This is a genomic window from Paenibacillus sp. oral taxon 786 str. D14 (assembly GCF_000159955.1).
GTDB lineage: Bacteria > Bacillota > Bacilli > Paenibacillales > Paenibacillaceae > Fontibacillus > Fontibacillus phoenicis.
The window spans coordinates 1-17,888 of the sequence record NZ_GG695990.1; the positions used below are offsets into that span (position 1 = coordinate 1).

Below are 17,888 nucleotides of genomic sequence, written 5' to 3' on the forward strand. Positions count from 1 at the left end.
GTCCCAGAAATGAGGGGGAGGCAGGATTCAAGAGACTTCTTGTCGAACTATAGAACTATATAAGGGATTTTATGGAAAAGGAGGGATATATATGATTGCAAATCGATCTTTTATCTAACATATCGTGAAAACTATGAAAATTTAACATTCGATTTACAATGATATAAGCCATCTTTCATTTCATCTATGTTAGAATAAGTGACAAATTAGGGGTTCAGGAGGATGCGGATGTGGACTTATCTGATTCGCCGTGCCATTTATTCGGTGATTGTGTTATTTATCGTCATGAGCGTATGTTTTTGTGCGATGCGTTTTATGCCAGGGAACATCTGGTCCCTAAGCATTGGGATGACCGAAGAGCAGCTCCAATTCGCAAACGAACAGAAAGCTCTCTATGGTCTGGACTTGCCCATTTACCAGCAATATCTCCGGTGGATCAATGACCTGCTGCATGGGAACTTTGGTCTGGATTATAACCAGATCCCAATTAATCTGTACATCTGGAGATATGTCTGGAACAGCTTCACCTTGTTAGGCACGTCCATGATCATTGCTTTGATGATCGCTATTCCGTGGGGAATCTATAACAGCAGACGGCAGGATGGGCTATCGGATAAACTTGGCCTGATCCTAAGCCTGGTTGGGTACAGCATTCCCGCGTTTGTGCTGGGGCATTGGCTGCAGGAGATTTTTGCCTTCAAATTGTTTTGGTTCCCGCCAAGCAGTATGCATACCCCGAACAAAAAAGGAGAGCTGGACGACCTCATCACCACATGGTACTCCCGGTTGCTACAGTCACGATCGGATTGATTGCTTATTATATGAAAATGGTCCGCACCAGCCTGATCGAGGTGCTGCCTTCTGAATTTCTGAATCTGGCTCGCGCCAAAGGGGCTTCGGAACGAAGAGTCACCTATCGACATGCGTTAAGAGTTGGTTTAATCCCCGTCATTACCATCATCATGCTGGATTTACCGACCCTGATTTCGGGTGCCGCGGTGGTAGAGAACGTTTTTAACTGGGAGGGTCTAGGAAGATTGGCGGTCTATTCTGCGCAATCCCGGAATTATCCCTTGCTTCTTGTGATCATCCTGATTATCTCCGCCTTTGTAGTGGTCGCCAACTTTCTGGCGGACTTGCTCTACACGATCGTTGATCCTCGGGTGAAGATCCATCGAAAGGGCATCCTGCGGCAATGATCAGCCGGAAGGCAACGAGCTGTTCAAGCGCTGCATGAACTCCCGCGGCGATATACCCTCTACTTTTTTGAACACTTTGCTAAAATAAAACGCACTCTCATATCCCAGCTTTTGCGAGATTTCATAGATCCGGCCTTCCCCGCGAACCATCATTTCCTTGGCCGCCGCAATTTTCGTCTCCGTGACGTATTCCACGAAATTGATTTTGGCCGTTTTGGAGAAGAGATGGCTTAAGTAATTGGGGCTGAAGTTAAAAACATCCGCCACCTGATTTAAGGACAGCTTACTGTTCAAGTTCCGTTTCACATAGTCCTGCACGTTCCGCACGATTTGCTCCTTGTAACTTTGCTTGCGGGAAGACAGGATTTCGCAGCAACCGTCCCGGAATTGCACGAGCCAATCGATCACGCCTTGGGTTGTTTGCTTTTTATAGATCGCGCGGTACCCCTCCGGCTCATTCTCGAAAATTTGCTCAACCACGTTCTCGCCGTCTGCCAGCAAAGAGGTGGCCATATATAAAATATTGCAAGCCGCATCGGTAGCGGGTACAAGTAACTCCGGCCGGCCATTAAACCGATCAATGAGATTCGTGATCATGGTGTGCAATGCGTGGGTATCCAGTTCTTCAAAGGCGCGGCGGATCTCTGAACGGGAGACGATGGCATCGACTCCTGGGGAAGCGAGATTCTCCGCTTCGCTCTGGGTGAAGAAGACAAACGATTGCTGATCGAGGGCAAACGGCAACGCCCGCCGGGCAGCCAGGTAGCTTTCATGCAGCAGGTACGGGTCCTCCACGGCATTCCCAACCGCGCCGATGATTTTTACATTGAAATAGGAATGGAGCACCTCTGCCATATGGTGCAGGAGCTCCTCTACCTCCGGCATCCAACGCTGCGGGTCTGGATCCGAGAGGGGCAGCACAATTGCAAAGTTCCGCAAATCCAGGCTGGTTACGAAGCAGGGCCGCGACGACGCGAGCGTATCCTTAGCCATCTGCACCGTGCTGGAGCACAAAGCGACCAGCTTATCCCCGCGCGGAGGGACGCTCTCCGGTCCCTGAATCCGGCAGGAGCAGACGAGGTGGGCAGGAGCGGATAAATCCAGCTCAAGATCGTCTCGTTGCAGCAGGAACTGATTTTTGTTCTCGAACAGCTGATTAAACAGCCGGATAAAAAATTTATCGCGCAGCGCATGCAAATTGCTGCGGTACAGCATACTCGGGTAACTCTCCACGGTTTGGTATTCCCCCAACATGGCAACGGCCTTCTGAACGGATTCGGCCAGGATCTGCGGGGTTAGCTCCAGCTTGACTAAATAATCCGCTGCCTGCAGATGAATGGCGCGACGTGCGTATTCAAATTCCTCATAGCTCGTTAAGAAGATGAAGAGCGGTATCCGGCCATATTTGTCGCGTACGGATTCAGCGACCTGCAGACCGGTTTTGACCGGCATCTTAATGTCGGAAATGACCAGGTCAGGACGCAACGATTCGATCATTTCCTCTGCCTGAGCACCGTTGTGGGCAATGCCCACGATTTCGATCTGATAATCTTCCCATTTGAGCATGGACTGCAGGCCGATACAGACGAGTGCCTCATCATCGGCAATCAGCATTTTAATCATACGATCACTTCCTCCCGTGGTTTACGATAGCGACAAGTTGTCAAAGTTGGAGGTCAAGACTTCCGGCAGGGCAACAGCAAATGCATTCTCGTAAATTCGTTCAACTTGCTTTCGATGGAGAGGCCGTATCGATCCCCAAAGGTCAGACGCAGCCGATCGTGTACGCTGCGGAGCCCGATATTTTCGAACAGGCCTTTGGAGCCGGGTTCTTCTTGCTTGGACAAAATCGCCTCAATTTGGGCTTCACTCATTCCCACGCCGTTATCCTCAATCGTAATCCGCATGTCATACCCGCTCTTGGCCACAGACACCGTGATGTTGCCGCGCCCCTTCGGTTCGATTCCATGAAAAATCGCATTCTCCACCAGCGGCTGCAGTGTAAAGCGGGGAACCAGACTGGAAAGGAGCTCCTCGTTATCAATGATTTGTTCCATTGTAATCGTGCCGCCGTAGCGATATTTCTGAATGAGGAAATAGTCATTCATCAGGCTAAGCTCTTCCTGCAGCGGAACCAGCTTGCGTTGATCTTTGGCGATGCTGCGCAGCAGCCGCGATAAGGAGGTGACCATATCTGCGATACCCGTAGCGTTCTGAATCGTAGCCATCCATCTTATCGAGTTCAGGGTATTATAGAGAAAATGAGGACTGATCTGGCTTTGCAGCATCCGATATTCCAGCTCCTGCTTCTGCTTCTCGTCTGCTACTCGGGATTCCATCAGCATCAAAATGTCTTGGGACAACCGGTTGATGCCGCGTCCCACATCCCCCAGCTCGCTGTTCCATTCGATATTCCGGTCGATAAAGAAATTGCCTTGCGCGATCTTGTCGATCCGTTTCCGCAGCTTTTCCACGGGCAGGCTGATCGTGCGAGTTAAATACAACATTATAAAACCGCTTAATGCGATCACCAGCACGGATGCGCCAATCATCAGCAGCAGCCAAGCGTTCAGCTGCGGAGCAAATTGCTTCTTGTCCAGCGTCTGGGACAGCATAACGCCTTCCCGGACCGGATAGGACACGGAGATTTGACGTTCTCCGTCCTGCTCCATCCATTCGAGCTTGGTGAGCGCCCCGGTGGCCTCGCTTTTGTCGTACGGCAACACGGTGTAAGGGCTTTCGAGCGGCTGCACTTTGTCCCCTTCAATGCGGTATGTTTGGCTGCCGAGGGTAAGCAGCAATTCAGAGCCCTCCGGCAGACTGTATCCTTTTAGCTTATCGGTGATCACGGAGGTGTTAGCCAGAAGATAGACCGTCCCAATGCGTGCAGCCCGTTCACCGTAAATCGGCAGCACGATCGGGATGCCGCTGGAGCGGGAGAATGGGTCCTGGATCACGCGTTCCCAAGCTTCCTTCGCATCTGCGGACAGGCCGGGCAACTGGGTAATATTATGGATATTCAGCGGAACTGAAGCGCTTCCAGAATTGTCAACCTGAATAAACTTGTCTTGGTGATCCGTGATGATCAGGCGACGCACGTAGCTGTTGGACCGGTTAACCCGGAAGTCCTCCTGCATCGATAAGAAGACATTCAGCCTGTCTTTGGCGCTGGCGTCCGGCGAGATGAAATAGTTCTGAATCAGTTGATTGGTAGGCGAGTTCGTGCTGCTGGTTAAAGCCAAGGTGTTCAAGTTATTGAGATCTTGATCGATGATGTGAGAGACGAGCTGCAGGTTGAATTCCGTCGCCTGAATGGTCGTTTTACGTTGAAAATACGAGATCAGCTCATAGCTGAAAAAAGACAGAATCCCTGCGATCAGCAAGGCAAACATGGTCATGATCAGGATGATCCGGCTTTTGATAGTGGCTTTTCTTGCGCGCGTGTCGATCACCTCGTCCGGAGTAAGATCACTGCGAGTTTTTACCGATATAAACTACAATAACATGAGTTGACTTCATCAGCAGCGGCCCGGATCATAAACAACCATTTTTACATCTTTTGAGTATGATTTTACAGCTTTTCATCCGTTTCTTGAAGAAGCGAATAGAAAAGTGTAGGAAATGAACGCAAAAATGTATGCCCTTACATTTCGAATTTCGATACCATGTACCTAAGGATTCGGCGTTGCCGATCTGGAAAACAGGAGGAAAAGGGGTTTGAAGATGAGACGAAAGAAAGTATTCGGTATTACCTTGGCGGCCGTTCTCCTTATGGGTCTGCTGGCAGGCTGTTCCGGCAACAACGGAAACTCGGGCAAAGCGAATACCACAGAGCCTCAAACGAACAATTCTGCAAGCGTTTCCAACGAGACGGGCGACAAGCCGGTCACGCTGAAATGGGCGCTGTGGGACTGGGAGGCAACCGCTTACTACCAGCCTTTGATCGACGCTTATAAGAAAGACCATCCGAACGTAACGATCGAATATGTTGACCTTGGCTCTACCGACTACATGACGATGCTCAGCACACAGCTCTCTGGCGGTGCGGACCTGGATATTCTGACCATCAAGGACATACCGGGCTACGTCAACCTGGTGAAGCAGAACCACCTAGAGCCGCTCAAGAGCTTCATTGACACCCAAGGCATTGATACTTCCCTCTACGGCGGAACGGTTGAGCAAATTCAAATGAACGGCGATGTGTTCGCGCTGCCTTTCCGCAGTGACTTCTGGGTCGTTTATTATAACAAGGACCTGTTTGATAAAGCCGGAGTTCCTTATCCAACCAACGATATGACGCTGGATCAATACGACGAGTTGGCCCGTAAATTGACGTCCGGCAGCGGCTCGGAAAAAGTATACGGCGCGCATTACCACACTTGGCGCAGTGCAGTTCAGTTGTTTGGCATCCTGGACGGAAAGAACACCATCGTGGATGGCAACTATCAATTCTTGAAACCGATTTACGAACGGATTCTGAAACAGCAAGACGACGGCATCGTGATGGACTACGCTACGTTAAAGACCTCCAGCACTCACTATTCCGGCGTATTCTACAATAATTCCGTTGCGATGATGAACATGGGCAGCTGGTTTATCGCTACGCAAATCGACAAGGTGAAGAGCGGTGAATCCCAGGCTACAAACTGGGGGATCGTGAAATATCCGCATCCGGACGGCGTACCCGCCGGGACAACGCTGGGGACCATTACTTCACTGGCTGTAAACCAAAAGTCCGCTAACAAAGAAGCCGCTTTAGATTTCTTGAAATTCGTTACCGGTGAAGAAGGTGCAGCAGTGATCGCATCCACAGGTACGATTCCGGCGATCAAGAACGATGAAGTGGTCAGCTCCATCGCTTCCATGGACGGCTTCCCAACGGACGAGAACAGCAAAGCAGCTCTCACGACCGAGAGAACTTATCTGGAAATGCCGCTGCATGAGAAGAGTGCGGACATCGAGGTCGTCCTGAACGAAGCACACGACAACATCATGACGAAAAATGCGACCATCGACGAAGGATTGGCAGATATGGAGAAACGGGTGCAAGAGGTACTTAATAACTAATCTGATCTCGCATGAGATTTCGATGCTGCCAGGGGCGGGCCTTATGAGCCCGTCTTTTTTTCCCAATACTCTAGCACAAGTTGGTTTGGAGGAGAAATCATGCAGAATGAACCCGTGTTAGGAACCAAAGCAGTTAAAAGAAGCGCGTTGTCTAAGAACGTCAAAGATCATTTGGTGGCGTACAGCTTCATTGCCCCCAACTTCATCGGCTTTGCCGTGTTTACGCTGGTGCCGATGGTTTATGCGTTTGTACTCGCTTTTGTGAAATGGGACGGGGCTAACCCGATGGAGTACGTGGGATTGCGTAACTTCTCTCGTCTGTTGCAGGACAGCACCTTTCACAAAGCGTTCTGGAACACCATTATTTATACGATTGGCGTGGTGCCGTTAACGATGGTTTGTGCGCTGGCGCTGGCGATCCTGCTCAATCAGAAGCTGTTTGGCCGCAACTTTATGCGGACCGTGTTCTTCTTCCCCTATGTCGCTTCACTGGTTGCCGTGGCAGCCGTTTGGAATTTCGTGTTCAGCCCCACGATGGGGCCGGTGAACAATCTGCTGCACTCGATTACCGGCATCCCCATTGAGGATTTGCCTCGCTGGGCGGCAGATAAAGATTGGGCGATGTTTACGGTCATTCTTTTTACAGTGTGGAAAAATATGGGTTACTACATGGTCATTTATTTGGCAGGTTTGCAGGGAGTAAATCCCGAGCTGTATGAAGCTGCCGAGCTGGACGGGGCCGGTCCTTGGAAAAGATTCGTCAACGTGACGATCCCGCAGCTGGCACCTACCACGTTCTTTGTCCTGATGATCCTGATCATCAATTCGTTTAAAGTGTACGACATCTTTATCAACCTGTTTGCCGGTGCTGATAATCAGCTGAACAACTCGACCCGGGTACTTGTCTATCAAATCTATAATACCGCGTTCCGCTCGCTGGATTACGGGTACGCCAGCGCTATGGCGATCGTGCTGTTCCTGCTCGTTCTGGGGATCACCTTGATTCAATTTCAGGGCGAGAAGAAGTACGGTCAATAGGAGGATGCAAAAATGACAGGAGCTAACAAACAAGTCAAAGTCGTTGCCAAGATTTTTGCGTACCTGGTGCTCGCGGTCGTTGTGCTGTGCATGCTTGTTCCCTATGCGTGGATGCTGTCTTCCTCGCTTAAATTAAATAAGGATGTGTTCTCGTTCCCGATGCAGTGGATCCCGGATGCTCCAAGGTGGCAGAACTACGTGGAAATCTGGACGCGGATCCCGCTCGGCCGGTTTATATACAACACGGCGAAGCTGTCGGTGATCGTCACTTTGCTTCAGCTGCTGACTTCCAGCTTTGCGGCGTATGCTTTCTCGAAGCTGCGGTTCAAAGGGAGACATGCGCTGTTTCTTGGCTATATTGCCACCATCGCCATTCCGTGGCAGGCCTACATGGTTCCGCAGTTTATCATGATGCGCTCCATGGGGTTAAACAACACCCATCTTGCGATTATTTTTCTGCAGGCGTTCTCGGCCTTTGGCGTGTTCTTGATGCGCCAGTTCTATCAAGGCATCCCGGATGAGCTCTGCGAAGCGGCGCGCATTGACGGATTAAACGAATACGGGATCTGGGCGAAAATCATGCTTCCGCTCTCGAAGCCGGCGCTGTCCACGCTGACGATCTTCACGTTCGTCAATACGTGGAACGATTTCCTCGGGCCGATGATTTACCTGACCAAGACGGAACTCAAAACGATCCAAATCGGGCTGCGGATGTTCATTACGCAGTATTCCGCTGAATATGGCTTAATTATGGCCGCCAGCGTCATTTCTATCATTCCGGTGCTGATCGTCTTCCTGGCGCTGCAAAAATATTTCGTGCAGGGCGTGGCCTCGTCCGGTATTAAGGGGTAATAGATCATGGTCCCGGATAAAAAGGAGTTGAGGAAATGAAAGTAACGGTTAATGCTCCGCTCCAAACGCGCAGCGATATGGTGAACGTTTTGGAAGAGCTGGTGCGTCCCCTTCGGCCGTTCTATAGCGAAGGCGGCGCCCGGCTTGTGCTTGGCAAGAGCGGGGTGTCCTACCCGGCGGCTGTAGCGGAGATGGAAGGGTTCTCCCGGGTGCTGTGGGGATTGGTGCCGCTGCTTGCCGGCGGCGGCAGCAGTGAGTTATGGGACGTCGTCCTGGACGGCATTCGCTGCGGCACGAACCCGGAGCATCAGGAGTATTGGGGCGAGGTTGGCGATTATGATCAACGGCTCGTGGAGATGGCGGTTTTTGGATTTGCACTGGCGTTGATCCCGGAACACATCTGGGAACCGCTTCGCCCGGAAGAGCGTGACCGGCTGTACAGCTGGCTGAATCAGATGAACCAGCATCCTTGTTACGATTGCAATTGGTTGTTCTTTAACGTACTGGTGAATGTGGGCTTCCGCAAAGCCGGCTTGCCTTACGATACGGAGCAGCTGGAGCGGAATTTGGACCGGCTGGACGCGTTTTATCTGGAGGACGGCTGGTACAGCGACGGTGTCGGGGGACACAGCGACTATTACGTCCCGTTTGCCTTTCACTATTACGGGCTGCTCTATGCGCGTATCATGGAAGAGGAAGATCCGCAGCGTTCGCAAGTGTATAAAGAGCGGGCCGCGTTGTTCGCCGACGATTTTCTCGCTTGGTTCGCCCCAGACGGGGCAGCGCTGCCGTACGGACGCAGCTTAACCTACCGTTTCGCCCAATCCGCCTTCTGGAGCGCACTGGCTTATGCCGGTGTGGACGTGTTGCCAATGGGGGTATTAAAGGGGCTGGTGCTGCGCAATTTGCGCTGGTGGTTAAGCCAGCCCATTCGCAGTTCCGAGGGGCTGCTTACGGTGGGTTACGCTTATCCAAACCTGGTGATGGCGGAGAACTACAATTCGCCCGGTTCGCCGTATTGGGCGCTGAAAGCGTTTCTGCCGCTGGCATTGCCGGAGGACCATCCATTCTGGACGGCGGAGGAGCTGCCGCTGCCGGAGCTGCCGGCGCTGAAGGTCCAGCGCCCGGCGCATCTTGTGCTGGCCCGCGATCCTGCGACCGGTCATGTAGCGGCCTTCAACACCGGCCATCGCGGCACGAACGAGCACACCCATACCTCGGCCAAATACGAGAAACTTGTGTATTCCACCGGGTTCGGGTTTAGTGTGCCGCGCGCGGAGTGGGGCTTGTCCCAAGGCGCGTTTGACTCCATGCTGGCGCTCAGCGAAAAGGGAGATAACCTGTACCGGGTAAGACGCCGGAACTTGGACACGTCAATTCAGGATAACGTGCTGTATGCGTTATGGAAACCTTGGTCTGACGTAGAGGTGCGCTCCTGGATCGTTGCCGGACTCCCCTGGCATGTGCGGATTCATCGCATCGAGACGAAACGACCGCTCGACATCGCGGAGGGAGGATTCGCGCTGGGGGTGGAAACGGAGTTGACGGAGTGGATCGAGGGGACGGAACGGACAGGGCTGGTGGAGCTAAAAGAGAAGAGTGGAGAGGGCCGGATCGCTGCGGGAGCAGCAAGCCCCTTTGGAGCCAGCGGGGTGCAAAGCTTGCTTGGCTTCGAATCGGTCGAGCTGATTCGCCCGAACGCCAATACCAATGTTCTGTATCCTCGCACTGTTCTTCCCACGCTCCTCGCTTCCCTGGAACCGGGGGTACACCTGCTCGCGTCGGCGGTTTACGGCGATCCGTCGCCGGGAGCCTCATGGCAACCAATTACGCTTGATGCGTTAAACCTCGCGATAGGAGAGCGGGAGATCGTGATAACGACCTGCTCGGGGAACGAAATCCGTATTGAGCTGGCTTAGTCAACGCCGCTGTTTTGGGCTGCGGTGGAAGGAGGAATGCTGATGAACGTTCGCGAGGGCTGGGAGCAGCTGGCCGAAAGCCTGATCCCTTTGAAGGCTGATGATTACTATCCGCACGGCAGCGGGCTGGCGTTTTGGGAATCGCTGCGCGAGGCGCCGGAGGCCCGGGCCGAGCTTGAAGTGATCCGGAGCGAGGGGGAGCGGCTGCTGAAGTCCCCAGCGGAAGAGCTGACCTATTCGTTGTTTTCTTTATTTGCCGTTCAGGGTTCGCGGCTGGAGTATGAGCGGGTGTATTTTGAGAAGCGGCGGCGGCTCAACACCTTCGCCTTTCTGTCGCTGCTTGAACCGGAGTCGGCGGCGTACGAAGCGGCGCTGCGGGATGCCATCTGGGCGATCTGCAGCGAGTTTACCTGGTGCTTGCCCGCGCATGTGGATGCGAAGCGTCCGGTCTCGGAGACCATCGACCTGTTCTCGGCGGAGACGGGGTTTGCGCTAGCCGAGTTATCTTTGCTGCTAGGCACGCGTCTACCGGAGCTGCTGCGGGTGCGGATCGCCGAACTGGTGGATGAACGGTTGTTCCGGCCATTCCTTGAGAAAGGCCCTTACCATTGGGAGGAGCTGACGAACAACTGGTCGGCGGTTTGCGCTGGCTCGATTGGTTCGGCTGCGCTGCTGCTGATGACAGAACAGCGCGACCACGCCCGGCTGGCTCAGATTTTGGAGAAAACCGAGCGCAGCATGGGCTTCTATTTGCAAGGCTTCGGCGAGGATGGCGGTTGTCCGGAAGGGCTGGGATACTGGAACTACGGGTTTGGCTACTTTGTGTATTATGCCGACCTGCTGTTAAAGCGAAGCCGGGGGCAGCGGGATTGGTTCAGCGAGGATAAAGTGCGGCGAATTTCCGAGTTCCAGCAGAAGTGTTTTCTAGGCGGCCGGCTAGTCGCCAACTTCTCTGACGCGCTGCCGTACGGGAGCGTCCAGCCCGGGCTGTCGCATTACCTTGCGGAGCGGTATGAGGTAGTCGAGGCTCCGCCTGTCTTGCTCTATGCGGATTACCGCGAGGATCACTGCAGCCGCTGGGCGCCGGCGCTGCGCAACCTGATCTGGCGGGACCGCACTGCGGCAGGCCCGGCGGAGTGGAGAGACGGCGACTTTTGGTTTGAAGACGCCGGCTGGCTGATCTCGCGAATTACTGCCGCAGGGGATACGTTTGGTTTTGCCGCAAAAGGCGGGCACAACGGCGAATCGCATAACCACAACGACCTGGGCCATTTCATGCTGGCGGGCGGAGGCGCGTTTTTCCTGTCCGATCTCGGGTGCGGGGAGTATACGCGGGATTACTTTGGCGAGGGCAGGTATCGTTATGACTGTAACGGCTCACAAGGGCATTCCGTGCCGATCATCAACGGCTGCGTGCAGCGGGAGGGACAGGAAAGGGCAGCGTCGAAGCTTCGCTGCGACATGACTGCGGAGGCATGCGAGTTCGCCTTGGAGTTGTCCAGCGCCTATGAGGATGATAATCTGCAGTCTTTTAACCGAAGTTGGATTTGGAACAAGACGGAGCTGCCCAGCTTAACGCTTCGAGACGATTTTCGCTTTGCAGAAGCGCCGGAAAGTCTGGTTGAGCGGTTCGTTAGCCCAATTCAGCCGGAGATGACCCGCCCGGGGCAGCTTCGCCTTGTCCGCGGTCAGTTCGCGCTGGAACTGAACTATGACCCGTATCAGCTGGAGGCGGAGATGGAGGAACGGACCTACCGGGATCATTACGGGAAGGATGCGGTTTGGTACGCGTTAGATTTTCGGGTCAAGCAGCCGGAAGCGGGTTTTGGCGTGGAGCTTCTGTTTAAATTCGCTCGGCAATAAGGAGAATGGAGGAACGAGGTCATATGCATATGGGAAACGAAAGGGCATGGGTGGAAGAGGCCTGGACGAAGTCGCTGGACAAAACGCTGCGGAACACGGCGAGAATTGGCTCCGGGTTTCCGCACGCCAGCAAGGGCGGGGTCTACGATCTGGCTGAGCCGGCCTGGTGGACGGCGGGGTTCTGGCCGGGGCTGCTGTGGCTGCTGTATGAAGGAAGCGGCCGGGAGGAATTGAAAGCGCTGGCACAAGCATGCGAAGCCAAGCTGGATGAGGTGCTGGACGGTTACGTGCGGCTGGATCACGATTTGGGATTCATGTGGACGCTGACCAGCATCGCTTCCTATAAGCTGACGGGGAATGAAACCTCACGGCTGCGGGCACTGAAGGCGGCGAACTATTTGGCGGCGCGCTTTAACCTGAAGGGGCGTTACATTCGAGCCTGGAATCCGTGGACGGAAGGGGAGCGGAACGAAGGCTGGGCAATCATCGATTGTTGCATGAACCTGCCGCTCTTGTTCTGGGCATCCCGGGAGAGCGGCGATCCCCGGTTCGCGCATGTTGCCGAAGCGCATTTGGACACCGTGCTCCATCATTTTGTCCGCAATGACGGCTCGGTCTATCATATCGTGGTCTTTGACCCGGTCACAGGCGAGCGGGTTGGGCCGCAAGGCGGCCAAGGCTACGCGCCGGAGTCGGCCTGGTCGCGCGGGGCTGCCTGGGCAATCTACGGCTTGACGCTGGGCTTCCACCACACCGGTAAGCCGGAGTATCTGTCCGCCGCGAAGCGGGCGGCGGATTTCTTCCTCAGCCAGCTGCCGGACGATCAGGTGCCGGCTTGGGATTTCCGCGCGCCGGAAGAGCTGCGCGAGCTGCGGGACTCGTCCGCCGGTGCCTGCGCGGCCAGCGGGCTGTTGCTGCTGGCGGAGAAGCTTGGCGGCGAAGGAACGGCCGCTACCAAGTACCGCGAAGCCGGCGAACGCATTCTGGAGTCGCTGTACGATAACTACGGCGCGTGGGACGACCCGGCGGAAGAGGGGCTGATCCTGCACGGGACGAGCAACTACCCGCAGGGGACGAACATCGACGTTCCGCTGATTTACGGCGATTATTTCTTTGTGGAAGGGCTCGCCCGGCTGAAGGGCGGCGGGCCGACGTATTGGGAATGAGGCGGACGCAGATATGAAAACAGGGTTGCTATACAATCGCATCTGATAGCGATTGGAGCAACCCTGTTTATTTTTTTCTATGCCTATTTCTCTACATAAAACACTTCTGCGCTTGGATGCTCACCATAATTGCCAAAGCCCTTGCCAAACAACGTCAAGCCGCCCGGATAACGGGCGTCCGGCTCCACGGATAAGCGGAGCGTCCATTGCTTCTGCCGAATGTCAATGTCGTGAAGGGTGACGTCGGACATCTTCAAGCCGTCCATGTACGTACCGTCTGCCGTAATGCGCAGCCGTTTCAGCAGCCCATATTGATTCGCTTGTCTTGGCCACCACTCCGGGGTATATTTTCCCGGCTGCTCCCCGTAATCGCCAGGGCTCGTCCAGGTGCCCAAAAGCTTGCCGTTTAAGGTAAACGTAATATCCGATGGATAATCGTCCTTCGTTCCCGGGGCTTCGGACGCGATTTCCATCGTAAAGACCAGCTCCTCGGGCTTCTGGGAGGACAGCAAGTAATTGGGGGATTTGTATTCGATATATCCCGTACCAAACCATAGAATCGCAGCATGAATCCGTTCCGGGTCCCAGAAGTACCGGGGATCGTCAAAGCTTCCGATGATCTTGTCGGTCGTTGCGATGCCACAGGTTGGCTCGATGTGAAAATCGGAGTAATGGCCTACCGGAATTTCAACCCGGTAGCTCTTGCGCTCGGCTGCCGCCTGCGCCGGAAACTGGATTTCTGCGCCGGAGACAGCAAGCGAGCAAATCTTCTGCAGGCCGCTCTTGCCGGGTGCCATATGGGTGGCGACTAGTCCGCATTCAGACAGCTTGCGCACATGCATGGTCATGATCGCGCTGGACAGCCCGACCGCAGCGGCTAACTCCTTAATGTTCATCGGGCGGTTGGCTAACAGACGCAGAATATGCAGACGAACTGGACTTGCCAGTGCCTCATACACGGGCAGCGATTGTTCAGATAAATCAAGCTTCAAGATGCCTTCACCTCACCCGAATTTTAGTTAATCATTATATTAATGAGAAATGTATTGTTTGACAAGCATCTTCCATGTAGTTATAAAATTTGGTAGAATAATTGACGGGGTTATGGTCGTTTGCCTATAATATTAAGTAAGTAGTTATTTAATTAATATTTATATTAACTAAGGAGTGAAATGACAGATGCCACTGCATGGAGTGTTAAATGCCGATTCCGGCAAAGGAACGATTAATCGCAATATTTACGGTCATTTCTCTGAGCATTTAGGTCGCTGTATTTACGAGGGATTTTGGGTTGGAGAGGATTCCCCGATTCCAAATACCAACGGCATTCGCAACGATGTTGTGAAAGCGCTTAAGAAAATTCGAATTCCGGTGCTGCGCTGGCCGGGCGGCTGTTTTGCCGATGAATATCATTGGAAAGACGGCATCGGGCCGAAGGAAGCCCGTAAGCGGATGGTCAATACCCATTGGGGCGGCGTGGTGGAAAATAACCATTTCGGGACCCATGAGTTTATGGAGCTTTGCCGGCAGCTGGGCTGCGAGCCTTACATTAACGGCAACCTGGGCAGCGGAACCGTTCAGGAAATGTCGGAGTGGGTGGAATATCTGACTTTTGACGGCGTATCGCCGATGGCTGAGCTGCGGGCGCAAAACGGACGCAAGGAGCCTTGGAAGGTGACCTACTTCGGCGTTGGCAATGAGAACTGGGGCTGCGGCGGCAACATGCGCCCGGAATATTATGCTGACGAGTATCGCCGGTATCAGACGTACGTCCGTAACTATGGGGATAATCGAATTCACCGGATCGCCTGTGGTCCAAATTCGGACGACTATAATTGGATGGATGTGTTGATGCGGGAAGCCGGACGGTTTATGGACTCCATCACGCTGCACTACTATACGCTGCCCAACGATAATTGGCAGGATAAAGGGACGGCGACCGGGTTCGACGAGTCTGCCTGGTTTGCCACGTTGCGAAAAGCCCTTCGCATGGATGAGCTCATCACTCGCCACCGCACGATCATGGATAAATACGATCCGGAGGGCCGAGTCGGTTTGATTGTGGATGAATGGGGAACCTGGTACAATGTGGAGCCGGGGACCAATCCGGGATTTTTGTATCAGCAAAATACGATGCGCGATGCGCTTGTCGCCGGGCTTACGCTGAACATTTTCCACAAACATAACGAGCGCGTGCGGATGGCAAATATCGCCCAGACCGTCAACGTGCTTCAGGCCGTCATCCTGACGGAAGGCGAGAAAATGATCTTGACCCCAACGTACCATGTATTCGATATGTATAAGGTTCACCAGGACGCTGAGCTGCTGGATCTGTCGCTGGAAACAGGCAGCTACAAGCTGGAAGACAAGGAAATTCCGGCGGTGACAGCTACCGCATCGCGGGATGCAGAAGGCAAAATCCATCTCAGCTTCTGTAACCTGCAGCCTCATGCGAATACACAGGTAACGATCGACATCCGGGGCTTGGCCGGCAACAGCTTGGCAGTGACTGGCACCACATTAACCGGCGATTCGATTGACGCCCATAATACGTTTGCGCAGCCGGAAGTCGTGAAGCCGCAGCCGTTTGAAGCATTTAAACTGGATGGCGGTAAACTGACGGTTGATTTGCCGGCGAAATCGGTGACGACGCTGGAATTGGCTGCGAGGGGATAACGTTACATGGCGGATACCTCATGCAAAGCGTGCCGGGACGATTACCGGGTGACGGAGGAGCAGATCCAACGTCTGCTGAAAACGACGGCGTTTGCGCCCGAACGCAGGGTGAGTGAGGAGCAGTATCAGGACAGACTTCGCGCATGCGAAGCGTGTCCGAAGCTGATGGACGGGATGACTTGCACAGTCTGCGGTTGTATCATTCCGGTAATCGCCTGGCTCAAGGAACGGCATTGTCCGCTGCCGGGCGGAGGATTGTGGGCGAGCATTGAGGCGTAATAGGAAAGGCTTCGACTTTATGGCAGCAGGGTGATTCCTTGCTTGTGCATAAAGGCGGAGCCTTTTTTTAGAACTATTTCGCCTCCTCCAACAGTTCCTTCGTATTGTTGCGCACGTTCCCAACGGCTGGGGATACGGGGTAAGCCCGCATTTTTGCGGCATCGTAAGGTTGAAGCAGCTTTAGCAGCGATCCCGTATCCGTGTTGTCCCGGGCCAGCCACTCGGCTTCATGTTCAGGTTGCAGGATCACGGGCATCCGGTTATGGATCTCAGCCATCAGCGAGTTGGGCTCCGTGGTGATGATCGTGCAGGTTGCCAGCTTGTTTCCTTGCGGATCGCTCCAGATGTCGTACAGGCCGGCAAAGGCGAAGGGGCTCCCGTCCTTCATGACGATCCGATAGGGCTGCTTGCCTCCGGCCCGCTGTTGCCATTCGTAGAATCCGTCAGCGGGGATGAGGCAGCGCCGGGTTGTCAGCAGCTTCCGAAACGCCGGTTTGTCCGGGAGCGACTCGGCGCGGGCGTTGATCATGCTGGCGCCGATCTTATCCTCCTTCGCCCAGAACGGCACCAGGCCCCAGCGCAGCTCGCCCAGCCGATTGCCCTGCTTGCCCGCAATGACGGCGGGGATGAATTGCATCGGCGCTACATTATAGTTCGGGGCGAATTTCGCCAGCCGGTTTTCCATGATGAGATACCGGACTATCAGTTCGTCCAGAGGAAGCGTAATCGTAAAACGGCCGCACATGGGGAGACCTCCATTGTATGGATCTATTCGTGGTATTCGTGATTCGTGGATTCACATTTTGTTGTATCCATTGTAATCGATTTGCTTACAGGCCTGCCAGCCCCGGGTCGATGTCTCTATCGATTCGGGGCTGCTTTGTTTAGCCGGAAGGAACTTCCGCCTAAGCTAAAGAATATGTATTTTTAGTAAAAAGACGACAAGCGGGGAGATCATCCATGGAACAAGTAGGTTTGGTGTTAGGCGGCGGGGCCGTACGGGGACTCGCTCATTTGGGCGTGTTGAAGGCGTTCGAACGGCACGGAATCCCGGTGGACGCGATCGTTGGTACAAGCATGGGCGGTGCGATCGGAGGCTTGTATGCTGCAGGCATTCCGGCAGAGGACATCGAGGACTTGCTGTATCACACGCCAAAATACCGGCTGATGGATCTAGGAATTCGCCAACGCGGGCTGATCGGCGGGAACAAAATCTACCAAACCGTCAACGATCTCTTGAGGCAACATGGGAAGGATGGGCTGAAGATTGAGGATTTCCCCATTCGGTTTAAGGCGGTTGCCGTGGATTTGATGCAAGGCAAACAGGTGATTTTGGATAAGGGCGATTTGGGAACGGCGCTGCGGGCAACGACGGCGTTTCCGGGGGTATTTGCTCCGCTGGTACGGGACGATCAGGTGCTGGTCGACGGCGGGGTGCTAAACAACTTGCCCGTCCAGGAGCTGAAGCGGAAGGATGTGGGACTGATAATTGCGGTGGATGTGACGCGCGAGCATGAGAAGAAGCCGCCCCGCAATATGATTGAGGTCGTTTACCGCTCTTACAGTTTGATGACCGCCGAACGGAAGCATACCAGCCTGCGGTTAGCGGATATCGTCATCCGACCGGATGTCGGTCATGTGTCCGCGTTTGATTTTTCCAAAATGGCCGATTGCATCAAGGCAGGGGAGGAAGCGGCTGAGGGCATGATGGATGAGCTCAAGGCTGAGGTGAAGCGGGTGAAGCCGGATTTCCTCTGAAGGAAGCTGGTGAATTCCGAATATTTGTTTTGACCGATTTAGAAGAACAAAAATGGGGGAGTTCCATGCGC

15 protein-coding genes are annotated in these 17,888 nt (G+C 54.0%); 11 read left to right on the forward strand and 4 right to left on the reverse strand.

Annotated features, from left to right (window positions below; genetic code table 11):
• Positions 1-228 precede the first annotated feature (228 nt).
• Positions 229-810, forward strand: a complete 582-nt coding sequence (locus POTG_RS22830) for an ABC transporter permease (RefSeq protein ID WP_009226430.1) — start codon at positions 229-231, stop codon at positions 808-810.
• Positions 811-821: 11 nt separating this feature from the next.
• Entirely contained in the window at positions 822-1,199 is a 378-nt protein-coding gene (locus POTG_RS22835; protein ID WP_232282356.1) for an ABC transporter permease, read from the forward strand.
• Here the strand turns inward: POTG_RS22835 and POTG_RS18770 are convergent, their stop codons facing one another.
• Both POTG_RS18770 and POTG_RS18775 read right to left on the reverse strand, forming a co-directional pair.
• A complete protein-coding gene (locus POTG_RS18770) occupies positions 1,200-2,822 on the reverse strand; it encodes a response regulator (protein ID WP_009226431.1) in 1,623 nt (540 codons plus the stop codon).
• 53 nt (positions 2,823-2,875) lie between these two features.
• Positions 2,876-4,597, reverse strand: a complete 1,722-nt coding sequence (locus tag POTG_RS18775; protein WP_083791529.1) for a cache domain-containing sensor histidine kinase — start codon at positions 4,595-4,597, stop codon at positions 2,876-2,878.
• Positions 4,598-4,922: 325 nt separating this feature from the next.
• Here POTG_RS18775 and POTG_RS18780 point away from each other — a divergent pair, with 325 nt between their 5' ends.
• The 6 genes from POTG_RS18780 (at position 4,923) to POTG_RS18805 (ending at position 13,104) form a co-directional block, all read left to right on the forward strand.
• Positions 4,923-6,266, forward strand: coding sequence for an ABC transporter substrate-binding protein (locus tag POTG_RS18780; RefSeq protein WP_036646285.1), 1,344 nt, complete (start codon positions 4,923-4,925; stop codon positions 6,264-6,266).
• A 99-nt stretch (positions 6,267-6,365) separates the two neighbouring features.
• Positions 6,366-7,304, forward strand: a complete 939-nt coding sequence (locus POTG_RS18785) for a carbohydrate ABC transporter permease (protein ID WP_009226434.1) — start codon at positions 6,366-6,368, stop codon at positions 7,302-7,304.
• A 12-nt stretch (positions 7,305-7,316) separates the two neighbouring features.
• Positions 7,317-8,156, forward strand: coding sequence for a carbohydrate ABC transporter permease (locus POTG_RS18790; RefSeq protein WP_009226435.1), 840 nt, complete (start codon positions 7,317-7,319; stop codon positions 8,154-8,156).
• Positions 8,157-8,191: 35 nt separating this feature from the next.
• On the forward strand, positions 8,192-10,075 hold the full coding sequence (locus POTG_RS18795; RefSeq protein ID WP_009226436.1) for a DUF2264 domain-containing protein: 1,884 nt from the start codon (positions 8,192-8,194) through the stop codon (positions 10,073-10,075).
• Positions 10,076-10,117: 42 nt separating this feature from the next.
• Positions 10,118-11,938, forward strand: coding sequence for a heparinase II/III family protein (locus POTG_RS18800; RefSeq protein ID WP_157273519.1), 1,821 nt, complete (start codon positions 10,118-10,120; stop codon positions 11,936-11,938).
• Between the two features lie 29 nt (positions 11,939-11,967).
• Complete coding sequence (locus POTG_RS18805; protein WP_036646288.1) at positions 11,968-13,104, forward strand: glycoside hydrolase family 88 protein; 1,137 nt, start codon at positions 11,968-11,970, stop codon at positions 13,102-13,104.
• 83 nt (positions 13,105-13,187) lie between these two features.
• On the opposite strand, the gene POTG_RS18810 is transcribed toward POTG_RS18805, so the two are convergent.
• Positions 13,188-14,096 carry an ArsR/SmtB family transcription factor gene (locus POTG_RS18810; protein WP_009226439.1) on the reverse strand — a complete coding sequence of 303 codons (909 nt, stop codon included), beginning with the start codon at positions 14,094-14,096 and terminating at the stop codon, positions 13,188-13,190.
• A 187-nt stretch (positions 14,097-14,283) separates the two neighbouring features.
• Between POTG_RS18810 and POTG_RS18815 the strand changes: the two genes are divergently transcribed.
• Positions 14,284-15,780 carry an alpha-N-arabinofuranosidase gene (locus POTG_RS18815; protein WP_009226440.1) on the forward strand — a complete coding sequence of 499 codons (1,497 nt, stop codon included), beginning with the start codon at positions 14,284-14,286 and terminating at the stop codon, positions 15,778-15,780.
• Between the two features lie 6 nt (positions 15,781-15,786).
• A complete protein-coding gene (locus POTG_RS18820) occupies positions 15,787-16,059 on the forward strand; it encodes a DUF6171 family protein (protein ID WP_009226441.1) in 273 nt (90 codons plus the stop codon).
• 73 nt (positions 16,060-16,132) lie between these two features.
• On the opposite strand, the gene POTG_RS18825 is transcribed toward POTG_RS18820, so the two are convergent.
• On the reverse strand, positions 16,133-16,804 hold the full coding sequence (locus tag POTG_RS18825) for an SOS response-associated peptidase (RefSeq protein WP_009226442.1): 672 nt from the start codon (positions 16,802-16,804) through the stop codon (positions 16,133-16,135).
• Positions 16,805-17,019: 215 nt separating this feature from the next.
• On the opposite strand from POTG_RS18825, the gene POTG_RS18830 reads away from it, so the two are divergent.
• Positions 17,020-17,817 (forward strand): patatin-like phospholipase family protein, encoded by a 798-nt coding sequence (locus POTG_RS18830; RefSeq protein WP_009226443.1) that lies wholly within the window; start codon positions 17,020-17,022, stop codon positions 17,815-17,817.
• Positions 17,818-17,888 lie beyond the last annotated feature (71 nt).